Source organism: Streptomyces sp. NPDC102467, from assembly GCF_044765445.1.
Classification (GTDB): Bacteria; Actinomycetota; Actinomycetes; order Streptomycetales; family Streptomycetaceae; genus Streptomyces.
This window is the reverse complement of sequence record NZ_JBIWKA010000016.1, coordinates 209,806-225,636: the sequence shown is the minus strand read 5'-3', so window position 1 is coordinate 225,636 and position 15,831 is coordinate 209,806. Positions and strand designations below refer to the sequence as shown.

At 70.8% G+C, this 15,831-nt stretch carries 15 protein-coding genes; 6 read left to right on the top strand and 9 right to left on the bottom strand.

Translation table 11 applies throughout. From position 1 onward, the window contains the following. Positions 1-5 precede the first annotated feature (5 nt). A complete protein-coding gene (locus ACIREE_RS31480; protein ID WP_404159651.1) occupies positions 6-227 on the bottom strand; it encodes a hypothetical protein in 222 nt (73 codons plus the stop codon). Positions 228-433: 206 nt separating this feature from the next. Between ACIREE_RS31480 and ACIREE_RS31475 the strand changes: the two genes are divergently transcribed. Beyond that, a complete protein-coding gene (locus ACIREE_RS31475) occupies positions 434-1,540 on the top strand; it encodes a DUF5937 family protein (protein ID WP_404159648.1) in 1,107 nt (368 codons plus the stop codon). Between the two features lie 28 nt (positions 1,541-1,568). Here ACIREE_RS31475 and ACIREE_RS31470 read toward each other — a convergent pair whose 3' ends face one another. Together ACIREE_RS31470 and ACIREE_RS31465 are read right to left on the bottom strand one after the other, a co-directional pair. Continuing rightward, a complete protein-coding gene (locus ACIREE_RS31470) occupies positions 1,569-2,240 on the bottom strand; it encodes a response regulator (protein WP_404159645.1) in 672 nt (223 codons plus the stop codon). 55 nt (positions 2,241-2,295) lie between these two features. Further along, positions 2,296-3,501 carry a sensor histidine kinase gene (locus ACIREE_RS31465; RefSeq protein WP_404159642.1) on the bottom strand — a complete coding sequence of 402 codons (1,206 nt, stop codon included), beginning with the start codon at positions 3,499-3,501 and terminating at the stop codon, positions 2,296-2,298. Positions 3,502-3,619: 118 nt separating this feature from the next. Between ACIREE_RS31465 and ACIREE_RS31460 the strand changes: the two genes are divergently transcribed. After that, positions 3,620-4,672 (top strand): SAM-dependent methyltransferase, encoded by a 1,053-nt coding sequence (locus ACIREE_RS31460; protein WP_404159639.1) that lies wholly within the window; start codon positions 3,620-3,622, stop codon positions 4,670-4,672. Here ACIREE_RS31460 and ACIREE_RS31455 read toward each other — a convergent pair. Continuing rightward, a complete protein-coding gene (locus ACIREE_RS31455) occupies positions 4,637-5,788 on the bottom strand; it encodes an NADH-quinone oxidoreductase subunit D (protein WP_404159637.1) in 1,152 nt (383 codons plus the stop codon). The genes ACIREE_RS31460 and ACIREE_RS31455 overlap by 36 nt on opposite strands. Positions 5,789-5,819: 31 nt before the next feature. Here ACIREE_RS31455 and ACIREE_RS31450 point away from each other — a divergent pair, with 31 nt between their 5' ends. Both ACIREE_RS31450 and ACIREE_RS31445 read left to right on the top strand, forming a co-directional pair. Next, positions 5,820-6,374 carry a PH domain-containing protein gene (locus tag ACIREE_RS31450; RefSeq protein WP_404159634.1) on the top strand — a complete coding sequence of 185 codons (555 nt, stop codon included), beginning with the start codon at positions 5,820-5,822 and terminating at the stop codon, positions 6,372-6,374. Continuing rightward, positions 6,371-7,732 carry a PH domain-containing protein gene (locus ACIREE_RS31445; RefSeq protein ID WP_404159630.1) on the top strand — a complete coding sequence of 454 codons (1,362 nt, stop codon included), beginning with the start codon at positions 6,371-6,373 and terminating at the stop codon, positions 7,730-7,732. The genes ACIREE_RS31450 and ACIREE_RS31445 overlap by 4 nt, the downstream gene beginning before the upstream one ends. A gap of 25 nt (positions 7,733-7,757) precedes the next feature. Here the strand turns inward: ACIREE_RS31445 and ACIREE_RS31440 are convergent, their stop codons facing one another. The 4 genes from ACIREE_RS31440 to ACIREE_RS31425 all read right to left on the bottom strand — a co-directional run bounded on the left by ACIREE_RS31440 (position 7,758) and on the right by ACIREE_RS31425 (position 11,263). After that, positions 7,758-8,678, bottom strand: coding sequence for a hypothetical protein (locus ACIREE_RS31440; protein WP_404159627.1), 921 nt, complete (start codon positions 8,676-8,678; stop codon positions 7,758-7,760). A gap of 150 nt (positions 8,679-8,828) precedes the next feature. Then, on the bottom strand, positions 8,829-9,797 hold the full coding sequence (locus tag ACIREE_RS31435) for an ABC transporter substrate-binding protein (RefSeq protein WP_404159624.1): 969 nt from the start codon (positions 9,795-9,797) through the stop codon (positions 8,829-8,831). Positions 9,798-9,860: 63 nt separating this feature from the next. After that, positions 9,861-10,529 (bottom strand): ABC transporter permease, encoded by a 669-nt coding sequence (locus ACIREE_RS31430; RefSeq protein WP_404159621.1) that lies wholly within the window; start codon positions 10,527-10,529, stop codon positions 9,861-9,863. After that, a complete protein-coding gene (locus ACIREE_RS31425; RefSeq protein WP_404159618.1) occupies positions 10,526-11,263 on the bottom strand; it encodes an ABC transporter permease in 738 nt (245 codons plus the stop codon). Before ACIREE_RS31425 ends, ACIREE_RS31430 begins: the two co-directional genes overlap by 4 nt. Before the next feature lie 196 nt (positions 11,264-11,459). Between ACIREE_RS31425 and ACIREE_RS31420 the strand changes: the two genes are divergently transcribed. After that, on the top strand, positions 11,460-12,635 hold the full coding sequence (locus ACIREE_RS31420; protein ID WP_404159616.1) for an ABC transporter ATP-binding protein: 1,176 nt from the start codon (positions 11,460-11,462) through the stop codon (positions 12,633-12,635). Positions 12,636-12,646: 11 nt separating this feature from the next. Here the strand turns inward: ACIREE_RS31420 and ACIREE_RS31415 are convergent, their stop codons facing one another. Then, positions 12,647-13,765, bottom strand: a complete 1,119-nt coding sequence (locus tag ACIREE_RS31415) for an alpha/beta hydrolase (RefSeq protein WP_404159613.1) — start codon at positions 13,763-13,765, stop codon at positions 12,647-12,649. 254 nt (positions 13,766-14,019) lie between these two features. On the opposite strand from ACIREE_RS31415, the gene ACIREE_RS31410 reads away from it, so the two are divergent. Then, entirely contained in the window at positions 14,020-15,810 is a 1,791-nt protein-coding gene (locus ACIREE_RS31410; protein WP_404159610.1) for a phosphatidylglycerol lysyltransferase domain-containing protein, read from the top strand. Positions 15,811-15,831: the final 21 nt, after the last annotated feature.

Here is a 15,831-nt window from a genome sequence, read left to right as displayed (position 1 = left end):
TGCGCTCAGCACCCCGCGGTGTGACCACGCAGGACGGAGAAGCGGCGGGCCAGGGCCGCGCGGATCCGGCCGCGGGCCGGGCGGCCGGCCAGGACCGCCTCGAAGCGGCGGTGGTCGCGCAGCTCGCGGAGGGCGGCCCAGTCGTGCAGGCTCGGGGCGGGTCCCACGGTCTCGCCGCGCTGGGCGGCTCGGTAGGCGTCGAGTGCGTACTGCTGGCTGACGGTCATGGCGAACACCTCGCTCAATATCGTGATTGTCGCGCTATGCCACAGAAGCAACAGCAATATGAGGGTTGAGCGGGTAAAGGCTGCTCTGCTGCGCTTCGGGGCCGATGACCATGAGGTTGCTCCCGCCGCCCGGACCCGGTCACGTCGATTGACGGGAGCCGTCAATCGACGACCCGGCTGTCAGTGGCGGCGTGCACCATGGGGTCATGAGCGTGAGCATCGACATCGCGGGCCTGGCGCCCGAGCGCATCGCAGTCGTGCCCTCGCCCCTGGCCGAGCTCGGCATGGCGCTGCACGCGCTGGCCGAGCCCGCACACCACCCGGGGCTGCAGGGGTGGGCGACGAGTGTGTCCGCGCGTCTCGACCCGTGCCTCGCGGACCGGTTGTGCGAGGCGGACTTCCTGTGGCGGACGGCGTTCCCGGACGTCTTCACGCCGTCGGCCGGGATCGCCGGGCGGCGCACCCGCCCCGGGGCGACGCTCACCGAGGAGCTCGACCTGCTCGACAAGCTGTCCGACGAGCAGTTCGTGGACGCGGCCCTGGAGTTCACCTGCCAGTCCACCTATGCGAGCCGGACCGTGAGCCGCCTCGACGACCCGCGCACCCATGAGCGCGCGCTCGATCTCGCGGCCGCGCGCGGGGTGCACCAAGTGCGGTTCACGCAGCGCCTGCTGGATGATCCGCCCGCCATCAGGTCCTGGTTCCGCGAGCTGCTGCGGGAGTGCGAGGAGGCGTTCTTCTCGGACGTCTGGGCGCGGGTGCAGCACCAGTTGGCGGCCGACGCGCGGCACAAGACGGACCTGCTGCGCCGCAAGGGCCTCGGGGACGCCCTCAAGGCGGCCTCCACCGCCCTCTCGCTCGACGAGGCGGGCCGCACCATCACCGTGGACAAGATCATCGACGGGGCCACGGCGACGGCGGACGGCGACCTCGTCCTGATACCGACCAGCATGGGCTGGCCACATATGTGGGTGCTGCACCGGGCGGGCTGGCAGCCGGTGATCACGTATCCGGTCTCCTCGCCGGGGCTCACCGCGCCGCCGTCCGTCGAACAGCTGACGCTGCGCATGTCCGCGCTGGCCCACCCGGTGCGGATGCGCCTCTGCCGCCACCTCGCGCGCGGCTCGTACACGACGGGCGAGCTGGCCGACGCGCACGGGATGTCGCCGCCGGAGATATCCCGGCACCTGTCGGTGCTGAAGAAGGCGGGTCTGATCACGACGCGGCGCCAAGGACGGTACGTACAGCACCAGTTGGATCTGAGCGTGGTCTCGCGCCTCGGCGGCGACTTCATCGAGGGCGTGCTGCGCTGAGAGCTGTCTTTGTACGTGCGCTCGGGGGTCAGCCGTGTCCGCCGGCGCGGACGAGCCCGGTCTCGTAGGCGAGGACGACGACCTGCACGCGGTCGCGCAGGCCCAGCTTGGTGAGGATGCGTCCGACGTGCGTCTTCACCGTGGCCTCGGAGAGCACCAGGTGGGCGGCGATCTCGCCGTTCGACAGGCCTTGCGCGACCAGGATCATGACCTCGCGCTCGCGCTCGGTGAGCCGCTCCAGATGCTTGTGCTGCGGCTCCTTGGAGCTGCTGGGCAGCATCGGTGCGAACCGGTCGAGCAGGCGCCGTGTCGTCGACGGCGCGACGACCGCGTCGCCGCTGTGCACGGAGCGGATCGCGGTGAGCAGTTCGCCGGGCGGCACGTCCTTGAGCATGAAACCGGACGCGCCGGCCTTCAGCCCGGAGAACGCGTACTCGTCGAGGTCGAACGTCGTCAGGATCAGCACCTTCGGCGGGTTCGGGTCCGCGCAGATCCGTCGCGTCGCCTCGACCCCGTCCAGCTTCGGCATGCGTACATCCATGAGGACGACGTCCACCGAGGTCGCGCGCAGCACCTCGATCGCCTCGACGCCGTCGCCCGCTTCGGCGACGACCTCCATGTCCGGCTGGGCGGCGAGCACCATCCGGAAGCCGGTGCGCAGCAGCATCTGGTCGTCGACGAGCATGACCTTGATCGACATCGGGCGGGGCCTCACATCTCGTGGCGACTTGTGCGAATTGCGTTGCTGGTACGTGTCAATGGGCGGGCTTGAGAGGCAGCAGGGCGCTGATACGGAAGCCACCGCCGGGGCGCGGGCCCGCGTCCAGCGTTCCGCCGACCATACCGATGCGCTCGCGCATGCCGATCAGGCCGTGGCCGCGGCCGTCCGCACCGCCGTCCTCGTAGAGCTCGTGCGGGGCGCCCTTGCCGTCGTCCTCGACGAGCAGGCCGAGGCCGTCGTCGAAGTAGACGAGGCGGACGCTCGCGCCCGCGTTCGGGCCGCCGTGCTTGCGGGTGTTGGTGAGGGCTTCCTGCACGATGCGGTACGCGGTCAGCTCGACACCGCTGGGCAGCGGGCGCGGGGTGCCCTCCACCTTGAAGTCGACCGGCAGGCCCGAGGTGCGCACCTGCTCGACGAGGTCCTCGATCTGTTCGACATCGGGCTGCGGCACGTACTCGCCGCCCTCCTCGTGCTCGCCGGTGCGCAGCACGCCGAGCAGCCGGCGCATCTCGGCGAGCGCCTGCCGGCCGGTGCCGGAGATGGTCTCCAGGGCCTTCCTGGCCTGGTCGGGTGCCTGGTCGAGGACGTAGGCGGCGCCGTCCGCCTGCACCACCATCACCGACACGTTGTGGGCGACGACGTCGTGCAGCTCGCGGGCGATCCGGGCCCGTTCGGCCGCCACCGCGACCTTCGACTGGGCCTCGCGCTCCTTCTCCAGGCGGTTCGCGCGCTCCTCCAGCTGTGCCAGGTAGGCGCGGCGGGTGCGCAGCGAGTCGCCCAGGACCCAGGCGAGGGCGAAGGGCACCATCTGGAAGATGGTGACGGCGAAGTGCGCGAAGCCGCCGCCCTCGGCGGACGGCCAGCGCAGCTCCGACAGCGGCGCCGCGCACAGACCTGCGGCAAGGGCGAGCCGGGACGCCCAGCGGGCGCCGGTCGCGGCGCACGTGTAGACGATCACCAACAGGGCGAAGTCCGACGGGTTGACCCGCGCGTCGAGGACCACCTGCCCCAGGCCCGCGACCATCGCGAGCACGAGCATCTTCTCGGGCATCCGGCGGCGCAGCGCGATGACCACGCTCAGCACGGCGGCGAACGCGACCGCCGCCCCCACGTTCCCGTGCGAGGTCGCCGCCCCGTCCATGGCGACCGCGCTCGCGACAGTGATCCCGAACAGGATCACGGCCCAGAAGCCGTCGACCCACGTCGGGTGCCTGCGGAGGAAGTCATAGAGGCGCTGCACGTAACCCAGCGTAGGTAAGGCCACAGCGTGCGGGGGTCAACCGGAGGACCGATCCGCGCCGGGCGCGCGTACTCCGCAAGGTGGAGGCGCGTGTGCCACCTGCGCATAGCCTTCGGACGTGAAGAACGTACGAGAGGGCTCGCAGAACGTACGGGAGGGCGCGAAAAGCGGGTGGCGCGCGGCCACAGAAGAGGCGCTTTACGGCCCTAACGGCTTCTATCGCAGGCCCGAAGGACCGGCCGGGCACTTCCGTACGTCGGTGCACGCGTCCGCGCTGTTCGCGGGAGCCGTGGCCGAGTTGCTGTGCCGGGTCGACGCGGCGCTCGGGGAGCCGCCCGAGCTGGCGTTCGTCGACATGGCGGCGGGGCGCGGCGAGCTGATTTCCCGCGTCCTGCAAGTGCTGCCGGAAAAAGTGGCCGCACGCGTGCGTGCCTACGCGGTGGAGAAGGCCGGCCGCCCCGCCGATCTCGATCAACGGATCGAGTGGCTCTCCGAACCGCCCGCCCGGATCCGCGGCCTCCTCTTCGCGAACGAGTGGCTCGACAACGTGCCCGTGGAGGTCGTCGAGGCGGACGCGAACGGCACGGCACGGCTGGTGCTCGTACGGGAGGACGGCCAGGAGAGCCTCGACGCGGCGCCCCTCGACGCGAAGCTGCGGCGGTGGCTCGACGCCTGGTGGCCGCTGCCGGCCGAGCCGGGGCTGCGAGCCGAGGTCGGTGTGGACCGCGACGCGGCATGGGCAGCGGCCGTACGCACCCTGGAACGCGGTCTCGCCGTCGCCGTGGACTACTCCCACGCGCGCGAGGCACGCCCGCCGTTCGGGACCCTGACGGGTTTCCGGGAGGGCCGCGAGATCGCCCCGGTGCCGGACGGCTCCTGCGACATCACGGCGCATGTGGCCCTGGACGCGTGCGCCGCGACTTCGGAGGCCCGCATCGTTTCGCAGCGCGCCGCCCTGCGGGCCCTGGGCGTCACCGCGGGGCGCCCACCGCTGGCGCTGGCGTCCCAGGACCCGGCAGCCTACGTCCGGGCGCTCACGCGGGCGGGAGAGGCCGCGGAGCTGACGGCGCGGGGAGGGCTCGGGGACTTCGGCTGGCTGATGGAACCCGTGGGCAGCCCGGCGGGTCTGGCGGACCTACTTGTCGATGTCGCCGACCACGAAGAACAGTGAGCCGAGAATTGCCACCATGTCGGCCACCAGCGTTCCCGGGAGCAGCTCGGCCAGTGCCTGGATGTTGTTGTACGAGGCGGAGCGCAGCTTGAGCCGGTACGGCGTCTTCTCGCCCTTGCTGACGAGGTAGTAGCCGTTGATGCCGAGCGGGTTCTCCGTCCACGCGTACGTGTGGCCCTCGGGCGCCTTGAGGACCTTCGGCAGGCGCTGGTTGACCGGTCCCGGCGGCAGCTCGGCGAGCCGGTCGAGGCAGGCGTCGGCGAGGTCGAGGGCGATGTGGGACTGCTCCAGAAGGCACTCGAAGCGCGCCAGGCAGTCGCCTTCCTGCCGTGTGACGACCTTCAGGGTGTCCTGCAGCTCCCCGTAGGCGAGGTACGGCTCGTCGCGCCGCAGGTCGAAGTCGACACCGGAGGCGCGGGCGATCGGACCGCTGACCCCGTAGGCGTGCGCGGCCTCGGCGGACAGGACACCGACGCCTCGGGTGCGGCCCCGGAAGATCTCATTACCGAGGACGAGCCGGTCGTAGACGTCCATGCGGGAGCGCACGTCCGCGACGGCATCGCGCGCCCGTCCCGTCCAGCCGAGCGGCAGGTCCTCCTTGAGGCCACCGACCCGGTTGAACATGTAGTGCATGCGCCCGCCGGAGACCTCCTCCATGACGTTCTGCAGTTCCTCGCGCTCACGGAAGGCGTGGAACACCGGAGTGATTCCGCCCAGTTCGAGCGGGTACGAACCCAGGAACATCAAATGGTTCAGCACCCGGTTCAGCTCGGCGAGCAGGGTCCGCAGCCAGACGGCGCGCTCGGGGACCTCCATGCCGAGCATCCGCTCGACGGCGAGCACGACCCCCAGCTCGTTCGAGAAGGCGGACAGCCAGTCGTGGCGGTTGGCGAGCATCACGATCTGCCGGTAGTCGCGCGCTTCAAAGAGCTTCTCCGCACCGCGATGCATGTAGCCGATGACCGGCTCCGCGTGCTGGATCCGCTCGCCGTCGAGCACGAGACGCAGACGCAGCACACCGTGGGTGGAAGGGTGCTGCGGACCGATGTTGAGCACCATGTCGGTGCTCTCCGCGGCACCACCGATGCCGACCGTGGCCTGAGTCGTGGGCGTCATGCGAACAGTCTCTCCTACGTAGGGTGGTCGTATGGAAACGGGGACTACGGGCACCACGGGGCCCACGGACGGCGCCGAAGCACGGACCGACGGCGTCGCGGCGCGGTCCGGGTCCGGGCCGGCCGGGCCGGTCTGGACGGGCCTGCCGCCCGGCCTGCTGAAACTGCGCCGTCTGCTGCTCACGCTGTGGCTGGTTCCGCTGGCGGCGGCGACCGGTGTGCTGCTCGCGCTCTTCGCGGGGCCGGCCTGGGCGGCCTTCGCCCTGCTGCCGCTGGCCGTGCTCGCCTGGGGCTGGCCGATGCTGGGCCGCAACTGGCGCTCGTGGCGGTACGCGGAACGGGCCGACGACCTGCTCATCAGCCGCGGTGTCCTGTGGCGTGAAGAAACGATCGTGCCGTACGGGCGGATGCAGCTGGTCGAGGTGACCTCGGGCCCGCTGGAGCGGAAGTTCGGGCTGGCCAGCCTGCAACTGCACACCGCGGCGGCCGCCACCGACGCGACGCTGCCCGGCCTGGTCCCGGCCGAGGCCGAGCGGCTGCGGGACCGGCTCACCGAGCTCGGCGAAGCCCGATCGGCGGGCCTGTGACGGCCTCCCACGCCCCCGGGGGCGTCCCGGCCGAGGCGCCCTCCGACACCGTACGAGAGCGGCGCCTGCACCCCGTCACGCCGCTGCGCCGGGCGTGGGCGCCGATAGCGGTCCTGCTCGGCTGGGCCGTCCACGACATGGACCAGGCGCAGCGCCAGCTGGCCCACCTCACCGCCACCACACTGGCCATCGGTCTCGCCGTCCTGGTCCCGGCGGCCGCCCTGTACGGCTTTCTCACCTGGTGGTTCACGCACTTCGCGGTAACGGACACCGAACTGCGCATCCGTACAGGCCTGTTGTTCCGCCGCACCGCCCACATCCGGCTCGACCGCCTACAGGCCGTAGATGTCACCCAGCCGCTGCTGGCCCGCTTCGTAGGCGTGGCCAAGCTGAAACTCGACGTAGTAGGCGCCGACAAGAAGGACGAGCTCTCCTACCTGGGAGAGAAGGAAGCACGCGATCTACGTGCCGAACTCCTGGCCCGCGCGGCCGGGTTCGCGCCCGAGTCGGCGCACGAGGTGGGCGAGGCCCCGGCGCGGCAGATCCTGCACACGCCGCCGCGCACGCTCGCGGTGGCGCTGCTGTTGACGGGCACGCCCTGGGCGATGCTGCTGGCCGCGGTCGCCGTACCGACCTTCTTGTGGTTCGCCACCCACAACCTGTGGACAGTGATCGCGGTCGGGGTGCCGCTGATCGGCGGGGCGTTCACCAACAGCGCGGGCCGGTTCATCAAGGAGTACGACTGGACGGTCGGCGAGTCCCAGGACGGGCTCCGCATCGACCACGGGCTGCTCGACCGGGTGCACGAGACGGTGCCGCCGGGCCGCGTGCAGACGGTGCGCGTCGTGGAGCCGCTGCTGTGGCGGCGGCGCGGCTGGGTCCGTGTCGAACTGCACGTCGCCGGTTCCGCGAACTCGGTCCTGGTCCCCGTCGCCCCGCGCGAGCAGGCCGAGGACGTCATCGCGCGGATCCTGCCGGGCGTCGCGGTGCCCAAGCCGGGCGACTTCACGCCGTCGCCCCGGCGCGGCCGCTGGTGCGTGCCGTTCTGGTGGCGGGCGTACGGAGTCGCCGTCACGGAGACGGCGTTCGCCGCGCGCCAGGGCCTCCTGCAACGGCAGCTCTCCCTGGTCCCGCACGCCAAGGTCCAGAGCGTGCGCCTCGCCCAGGGCCCCTGGGAGCGGTTCTGGCGGGTCGCCGACCTGCATCTCGACACGGGGGCCAACAAGACGGTGACGGCTCGCCTGAGGGACGCACACGAGGCGTCGGAGCTACTGCGGGCGCAGGCGGACCGATCACGGACCGGGCGGCTGGACGCGCGCCCGGACCGCTGGATGAGCAAGGCTCCACAGGTCCCGTGAGCCCCGCGGTTCCACGCGGCGGGCGTCAGGCCCCCAGCGCGGACCTCAATCCGCCCACGTCGATCTGCTCGGTCTCGTCATGAGCGGTCAGGTCGATGACCTCCTGCTCGGCGAGCGCCTCTTCCCCGATGACGTCGGCCAGGTCCTCGTCCTGCTGCACGGCGGAGCCGCTCGTTCCGAAGAAGTCGAAGCCGCCCTCGGGGACCTTCCGCGCGGGTGCCGCGGGCACCACCGCCGCGGCGACCGGCACGGTGAAGTGGCCGGACGCCGCGCGGGACTTCCCCCGCGAATCGGCCTCCTCCGCGGCACCGGGCCGCTCGGAGCGCGCGAGTCTGTCGAGCGCCGCGTTCGCCCGCAGGTACAGGGCCGGGGTGGCCCCGCCCCCGGAGCCGGACGGGTTCGGCGCGGGGCTCGTGCTCGGGCTTGTACTCGCGCTCGGACTTGTGCTCGGGCTTGTGCTCGGCGCCGCCGGCAATGCCCTGGCCGGGGCGGCGGCCTCTATCGCGAGCCGGCGCCGGCCCTCCAGCGCGCTGGCCCGCTCCGTCTCCGCGTTCGCGTACCGCCGCAGCAGCGCCGCGTGTTCGTTGCGCAGGGCCGCCAGCTCGGAGCGCTTTCCGCGCAGCTTGCCCTCCAGCTTGGAGCGCAGCTCCCGCGACTCCTCGAGGTCGCCCTCCAGCTCCGCCACGGACTCTTCGTGCCGCCAGCGCTCGCTCGCGGCGCCCCGCGTCAGGTCGGCGACCTGCTTGCCCGCGAGCCGGTCCCAGCGGCGCATCACGACGGCGCCGATCACGGCGGCGGCCGCGGCGGCGGCGGTGACGCCCCGTAGCACGAGCGGATCGTCCGACAGCCAGACGCCGCCCGCGCAGACGAGGGGTACACCGGCGATCACCGAGGGGGGCAACAGCCGGTGCAGGGGTGGGGAATGGCGGTGACGTCCACGTGGCATGGCCAGAAACTTACCGCGCGTAGGCGAATCGCGAAGCCCCGCCCGGCAAAATCCGGGCACAGGCGTCACAGAAACCACCGAACTCACGCCAGAAGACGTCCACTTGCTCTCCCGCCCCTCAAGAAGACTCCCGAAGACGACTCTCCAAGATCACTTACCGATGAGGCCCTTGGACTCCAGATAGGCCTTCGCGACATCCGTTTCCTTCTGCCGCTCGGCGTCGACCTTGCGGTTCAACTCGACGAGATCGTCCGTCGTGAGCGTCTTCGTCAGCTTCCCGAGAGCGTCGGATATGCCCTTGTCGCCGGCGTCCTTCGCGTTCACAACCGGAATGATGTTGTCCGCGTTCTGCAGCTTCTTGTCATCCTCAAGGAGAACGAGGCCGAAGTTCTTCAGCGTCGCGTCGGTCGTGGTCGTCAGGACCAGCTGATCCGTGCCGTTCTTCACGGCCTGCTTGGACTGCGTGGTGCCGACGCCCTTGGGGTCGATACCCGTGACGTCGATTCCGTACGTCTTCTTCAGGCCCGGCGCGCAGAACGGCCGTTCCTCGCATTCGTCGCCCGCCGCGATCTTGACCTTCTGCTTCGACGTGCCCAGATCGGAAAGCGTCTTGAGGCTGTGCTTCTTCGCGAAGCTCTCGCTCACCGCGAACGCGTTCTGGTCGACGGCCTCACCGGGGTCCAGAACCTTCAGGCCTTCCGGCTCGGCGAGCCCCCGCAGCGCGGTGACCGTGGCGTCGACATCGCTGGAGGCGACGGTCTTCGCATCGGCGCCGTTCTTCTTCAGGTTGAGGAATTCGGCGAGCGTCGCCGCGTATTCGGGCACCACGTCGATGGCGCCCTTGGCGAGCTGCGGTTCATAGATCTCACGGTTCTCGACCGTCTTGACCGACGCGTCGTACCCGGCGTCGTCCAATATCTGCCGGTACAGCTCACCGAGCACCTTGGCCTCGGTGAAACTCGCGGCACCGACGACGACCTTGCCCTTCTTGCCGCCACCGCCCGAACCACCCGAATCGTCCTTGCCCTCAAGGCTGTCGCCACCGCACGCGGCAAGCCCCACGGTCAGCGCTCCCACCGCCACGACCGCCAGGGCCGTTCGACGCGTCCTGCTGTTCATCGCTCTCCTAGTTGCACTGGTCGGTCGCACTGCCGAAACCCAAGAACACGAGCCGCACCCGCGTCACGCCCGCCCTCGCATGGGGTCGAGAACCCGGCCCGCCGCCACGAACACGCCTTCCACCAGGAGCGCGAGCGCGGCCACGAGCACGGCCCCGGCGACGACCTGAGGCGTGTCCTGCAGGTTGAACCCGGCCGTGATGATCCGCCCGAGCCCGCCCTCGCCCGCCATCGCGGCCAGCGTCGCCGTCGCGATCACCTGCACCGCCGCCGACCGGAGGCCGGTCATCACCAGCGGGTACGCCAGCGGCAGTTCGACCCGGGCGAACACCTGCCGGCCGCTCATCCCCATGCCGCGCGCCGCCTCCACCACCGAGCGGTCGACCTCGCGCATACCCACGTACGAGTTCGTCATCAGCGGCGGCACCGCGAACAGCACCAGCGCGATCAGCGTCGGCACATCACCGTGCCGGCCCAGCGGAGTGAGGGTCAGCAGCACGAGGACGGCCAGCGTCGGCACCGCGCGCCCCACGTTCGACACGTTGATCGCGAGAGCGCCGCCCTTGCCGATGTGCCCGAGCCACAGGGCGAGCGGCAGCGCGATCAGACAGGCCACGCCGAGCGCGACACCGCTGAAGTACAGGTGCTCGGACAGGCGGTGCCACACCCCCTTCTCGCCCTGCCAGTTGGCCCCCGTGCTCAGCCAGTCGTAAGCCCCCGATATCGCGTTCATGCCACCTTCTCCGGCTCCACAGCGGCCGCGCTCCTACGTATGCGCGGCCCGCGCGAGGGACGCCCGGCCGCCACCCGCGTCCACGGGGTCAACCACCGCTGCATGCCGAGCAGCAGCAGGTCCGCGAGGATCGCGAGCACCACGCACAGCACCGAGGCGGTGAGCACCTGGGCCTTGAAGTCGCTGTCGAGGCCGTCGAGGATCAGCGTGCCGAGGCCGCCGTAGTCGACGATCGCACCGACCGTCGTCAGCGCCACCGTGGAGACCGTGGCAATGCGCACACCGGCCAGCAGCGCCGGGAGCGCCAGCGGCAGTTCGACCTCCCACAGCAGCCGCAGCGGCCCGTATCCCATACCGCGCGCGGCTTCTCTGGCCTCCTCGGGCACGGACTGCAGTCCGGCCAATATGTTGCGCACGAGAATCGTCAGCGAATACAGGACGAGCCCCGTGACCACCAGCGCGATCGAGAGCCCGAAAAGGGGCAGCAGCAGCGAGAACATCGCCAGCGAGGGAATCGAGTAGAGAACGGTCGTCAGACCGAGCACCGGCCCCGCGAAAGCCCGCTTGTGCCGGGCGAGCAGCGCGAGCGGGAACGCGATCAGGACCCCGATCACCACCGAAGCCACCGTGATTCCGACATGCTGGACGGTCGCGTCGACCAGTTCCTGGCTGCGGGTGCGCAGATACTCCCCGCACACCCAGTCATTGGCCACCAGGCAGTTCTGCTCGCTCACCCCGCCCACCTCCCCCGCATCCCCGAACGTATGTCAGTCGTCCGTACCCACGCACGCACGATTCCCGACTGTCGACGACCCTAGCGGCCGTCACTGACAATGGCCGAGACCCGCCCCCTCCCCGCAACATTCCCTTCACATGACTGCCGCGCCCGGGCATCCCCAACGCGGCCGCCGTTCGGCAGAATGGGGTCTCATGATCCGGTTCGAGCACGTCAGCAAGCGGTACGAGGACGGCACCACTGCCGTCGACGACCTGTCCTTCGAGGTGAACGAAGGGGAACTCGTCACGCTCGTGGGCCCGTCGGGCTGCGGCAAGACCACGACGATGAAAATGGTGAACCGGCTCATCGAGCCCACCGCGGGCCGGATATTCCTCGACGGCGACGACATATCCGCCATCGACCCCGTCCAGCTGCGGCGGCGGATCGGATACGTCATTCAGCAGGTGGGCCTCTTCCCGCACAAGACGGTGCTGGACAACACGGCGACCGTGCCGCACCTGCTCGGCGTCAAGCGCGCCGCGGCCCGCGAGCGGGCGGCCGAGCTGCTCGACCTGGTGGGCCTCGACCCGAAGACGTTCGGCGACCGCTACCCCGACCAGCTCTCCGGCGGCCAGCGGCAACGGGTCGGGGTGGCCCGTGCGTTGGCGGCCGATCCGCCCGTACTGCTGATGGACGAGCCGTTCGGCGCCGTCGACCCGGTGGTGCGCGACCACCTCCAGACGGAGTTCCTGCGCCTTCAGCAGACACTCGGCAAGACGGTTCTGTTCGTCACGCACGACATCGAGGAAGCCGTCCGCCTCGGGGACCGCATCGCCGTGTACGGGCAGGGCCGCATCGAGCAGTTCGACACCCCCTCGGCCGTTCTGGGCGCCCCCGCCACCGGATACGTGGCCGATTTCGTCGGCGCCGACCGCGGCCTGAAGCGACTTTCCGTGACGCCCATCGAGGAGGGCGACCTGGAGCAGCCGCCGGTCGTGCACCTGGACGACCCGCTGCCCAGGGACCTCGACGCCCGCTGGGCCGTCGTCCTGGACCACGACAACAACCTGCACGGCTGGATCTCCGCCGAGCACGCGCGCGCGGCCGCGGATCAGGGCGGCGCGAAAGGCGACACCGTACGCGCCCACGCCCGCCGTATGGAGGCCTGGCTGCCGGTCGGCGCCTCCCTCAAGCAGGCGTTCGCGACGATGCTCCAGCACGACGCGGGCTGGATCGCGGTCATCGACGAGCACTCGGAGGGCCGCTTCCTCGGAGTCCTCACCCCGGCCAGGCTGCACGAGGCACTGCGCCGCTCCACGGCCGCGGACGCCCGGGCCATCCCGCGCGCCGAGGTCGACCTGGAGACGGTGGAGCCGCTCGGCAAGTAGAAGGTGCGCGCCTACTTGTCGCCGAGCCGCTGCCCCAGCCACTCCAGGGTCGCCGGGATCTCCCGGCGCCAGGTGTTGAAGTTGTGCCCACCGCTGTCGAGGACGATCGAGGACACGCGCGTGGGCGACTTCACCTTCCTGATGAACCGCTGCGTGTTCTTGTAGTTGCTCTCGCCCTGCTTGCTGCTGGTCACCAGGAGGGACGTCGGGGCCGACGGCATGTGGTCCAGGAACCACATCAGGTCCGCCCGGTGCCGCAGTGCCGTCTTCCCGTGGAAGAGGTCGCCCGTAGTGGGGTCCTCGGGCGCCTTGTAGTACGCGGACAGGCCGGCTCCCGCTCCGTACACACCGGGGTGGTGCAGGGCCGACTTCAGGGCGCAGTAACCGCCCGTGGAGTCGCCGACGATGCCCCAACCGCCGGGTTTCTTGCCGACCCTGTAGTGGCCCGCCACCGCATCGGGCAGGTCCTTGGCGAAGAACGTCTCCGTCCTCGGGCCGCCGGGCACGTCCACGCACTCGGTGTCCCGTGGCGGTGCCACAGTCGGCCGCAGCATCACCAGGATCATCGGCGGCATCCTGCCCGCCTTCGCCAGCTCGTGGGCGGTCTGCGGATAGTGCAGGCCCTTGATGAGAGCCTGGGCGGTCCCGGGATAGCCGGTCAGGACGACGGACGCCGGGAACGTGCGGTGGGCGTACCGCGGCCGGAAGTACTCCGGCGGCAGGTAGACGTACGCGGGGGTGGCGATATGCGTCGTACGCCCGACGAGGTCGACCTTCTGTATCTGTCCGCCGACGGTCGGCCGCGCGCCGCCGGACACGGCCACATCCTGGGTGGAGACGACCCGTAGCGGCCCATGGCCGCTCGCCGCCTTGTGGTCGGTGACCACCCCTTGGCCCTGCTCCTGTCCGAAGAGATCGGCCCAGCTCGCGTAGAAGCCGAACTCCTGGTTGGCGGCGAGCGCGACCGCCGCGAAGATCGTCAGCTGGGTACCGAGCAGCAGTCCTATGCGCCCGGTGACGGCCCGCCAGGAACGATTCGCCAGACGCGGCCAGAGCAGCACAGTGGCGAGGAACAGGGCCACGGCGAGCAGCACCGCGAGTGCCAGTAGTGCGTGGCTCGCAAGGCCCATGGGGTGTCTCCTGCCCGGGAGTTGACGACCGTCCGCGCGGACGGCACGGGCGGCTGCCCCACCTTGCCGCACCCTTTGCGGTGATTTTCCGGCGGGGAGTGAACCCGATTCCGCCTCGTGTCGTCCTAGAGGGCGCAAGTCGCGGGATGCCGGATTTGGCACCGCGTTCACGTTTCTCGCAGAACCACGGGAATGCGATGTTCGTCAGGATAGATGCGGAAAGCGCGCGAGGGGTTCCGAGCCGGGTGAGGCGCATGATGCGCGGCCCCCGCCCGGAGGCGGTGCCGACCCTGATCGCCAGAGCCTGCATCCTGGTCGGGTTCCTGGATGTCGCCGCCGGCGTCTTCCCCCACTTCCGGCACAGCCGGATGCACACCCTCGCCGAGGTGCTGCCGGGCACGCTCGGGCCGTTCGCCGCGGCCCTCGCGCTCAGCAGCGGTGTCCTGCTGCTCCTGCTCGCGCACGGCCTGCGGCGGCGCAAACGGCGGGCCTGGCGGGCGGCCGTGGTGCTGCTGCCGTTCGGCGCCTGCGCGCAGTTCGCGTACCGGCACTCGTTCGTGGGCGTCGTCATCCCGCTGCTGCTCCTGTGGCTGCTCACCAAGCACCGCGGCCAGTTCGACGCCCTGCCCGACCCGCGCAGCCGCTGGCGCGCGCTCGCCAACTTCGTGCTCATGGGCGCCGGTTCGATCCTGCTGGGCCTCGCCATCGTCAGCGTCCACCCACGCCGGCTCGTCGGCAGCCCGAGCCTGGCCGAGCGCCTCGAGCACGTTCTGTACGGCCTGTTCGGGGTCGACGGGCCTCTCGACTACGCGGGCCGCACCTCGAACACGGTCGCCTTCTCGCTCGGCGCCCTCGGCATGGTCACGGCCCTCACCACCTGCTATCTCGCGTTCCGGCCCGAGCAGCCTGCCGCGCGGCTCACCGAGGACGACGAAACGAAACTGCGCGCCCTTCTGGAGAAGCACGGCGCCCGCGACTCCCTGGGGCACTTCGCGCTGCGCCGCGACAAGGGCGTGGTGTTCTCGCCCAGCGGCAAGGCGGCCGTCTGCTACCGCGTCGTCTCCGGCGTGATGCTCGCCGGCGGCGACCCCCTGGGTGACGTGGAGGCCTGGCCCGGCGCGATCGAGCACTTCATGGACGAGGCGCACGCCCACTCCTGGACACCGGCCGTCATGGGCTGCTCCGAGACGGGTGGCGAGGTCTGGACCCGCGAGACCGGCCTGACCGCGCTCGAACTGGGCGACGAGGCGGTGGTGGACGTCGTGGATTTCTCCCTGACCGGGCGGGCAATGCGCAACGTGCGCCAGATGGTCAAAAGGATCGAGCGCAATGGCTACGAGACACGCGTGCGGCGCATCCGTGACGTCGGCCCCGCCGAGCTGGCCCGTATCCGCCGCGCCGCCGAGGACTGGCGCGGCACCGACACCGAGCGCGGCTTCTCCATGGCCCTCGGCCGGATCGGCGACGCGACGGACGGCGCGTGTCTGATCGCGACAGCCCACAAGAGCGACGAGACCGGACCGGGCCCCTACGGAGACCTCAAGGCCGTCCTCCACTTCGTCCCCTGGGGCGCCGACGGCGTCTCCCTCGACCTGATGCGCCGCGACCGTGGCGCCGACCCCGGCATGAACGAACTGCTCATCGTCGCCGCCCTCCAGACCGCTCCGAAGCTCGGCATCACCCGCGTCTCGCTCAACTTCGCGATGTTCCGCGCGGCACTCGCGCGCGGCGAGAAGATCGGCGCGGGCCCGGTCCTGCGGGTCTGGCGCGGGCTGCTCGTGTTCCTCTCGCGCTGGTTCCAGATCGAGTCGCTCTACAAGTTCAACGCCAAGTTCCGCCCCCGGTGGGAACCCCGCTTCGTGATCTACCGCTCCCCCAAGGATCTCCCGAGGATCGGCTGGGCGGCCATGCAGGCGGAGGGGTTCGTGACCGTGCGCCTGCCTCGACCCCTGCGCCGCCTGGGCCGCCGGGCCCCGGAACCGCGGCCGTGCGCACACAGGAATCAGGAACACGGGAGTCGGGAACAAGGGGCACGCGCCGCATAGAAGGCAGGCGCCGCCCGGACC

Bases quoted from the DNA above. Each gene is read 5' to 3' on its own strand.
- ACIREE_RS31480 (WP_404159651.1), bottom strand. From the start codon at position 227: ATGACCGTCAGCCAGCAGTACGCACTCGACGCCTACCGAGCCGCCCAG.
- ACIREE_RS31475 (WP_404159648.1), top strand. From the start codon at position 434: ATGAGCGTGAGCATCGACATCGCGGGCCTGGCGCCCGAGCGCATCGCA.
- ACIREE_RS31470 (WP_404159645.1), bottom strand. From the start codon at position 2,240: ATGTCGATCAAGGTCATGCTCGTCGACGACCAGATGCTGCTGCGCACC.
- ACIREE_RS31455 (WP_404159637.1), bottom strand. From the start codon at position 5,788: ATGACGCCCACGACTCAGGCCACGGTCGGCATCGGTGGTGCCGCGGAG.
- ACIREE_RS31450 (WP_404159634.1), top strand. From the start codon at position 5,820: ATGGAAACGGGGACTACGGGCACCACGGGGCCCACGGACGGCGCCGAA.
- ACIREE_RS31440 (WP_404159627.1), bottom strand. From the start codon at position 8,678: ATGCCACGTGGACGTCACCGCCATTCCCCACCCCTGCACCGGCTGTTG.
- ACIREE_RS31435 (WP_404159624.1), bottom strand. From the start codon at position 9,797: ATGAACAGCAGGACGCGTCGAACGGCCCTGGCGGTCGTGGCGGTGGGA.
- ACIREE_RS31430 (WP_404159621.1), bottom strand. From the start codon at position 10,529: ATGAACGCGATATCGGGGGCTTACGACTGGCTGAGCACGGGGGCCAAC.
- ACIREE_RS31420 (WP_404159616.1), top strand. From the start codon at position 11,460: ATGATCCGGTTCGAGCACGTCAGCAAGCGGTACGAGGACGGCACCACT.
- ACIREE_RS31415 (WP_404159613.1), bottom strand. From the start codon at position 13,765: ATGGGCCTTGCGAGCCACGCACTACTGGCACTCGCGGTGCTGCTCGCC.
- ACIREE_RS31410 (WP_404159610.1), top strand. From the start codon at position 14,020: ATGATGCGCGGCCCCCGCCCGGAGGCGGTGCCGACCCTGATCGCCAGA.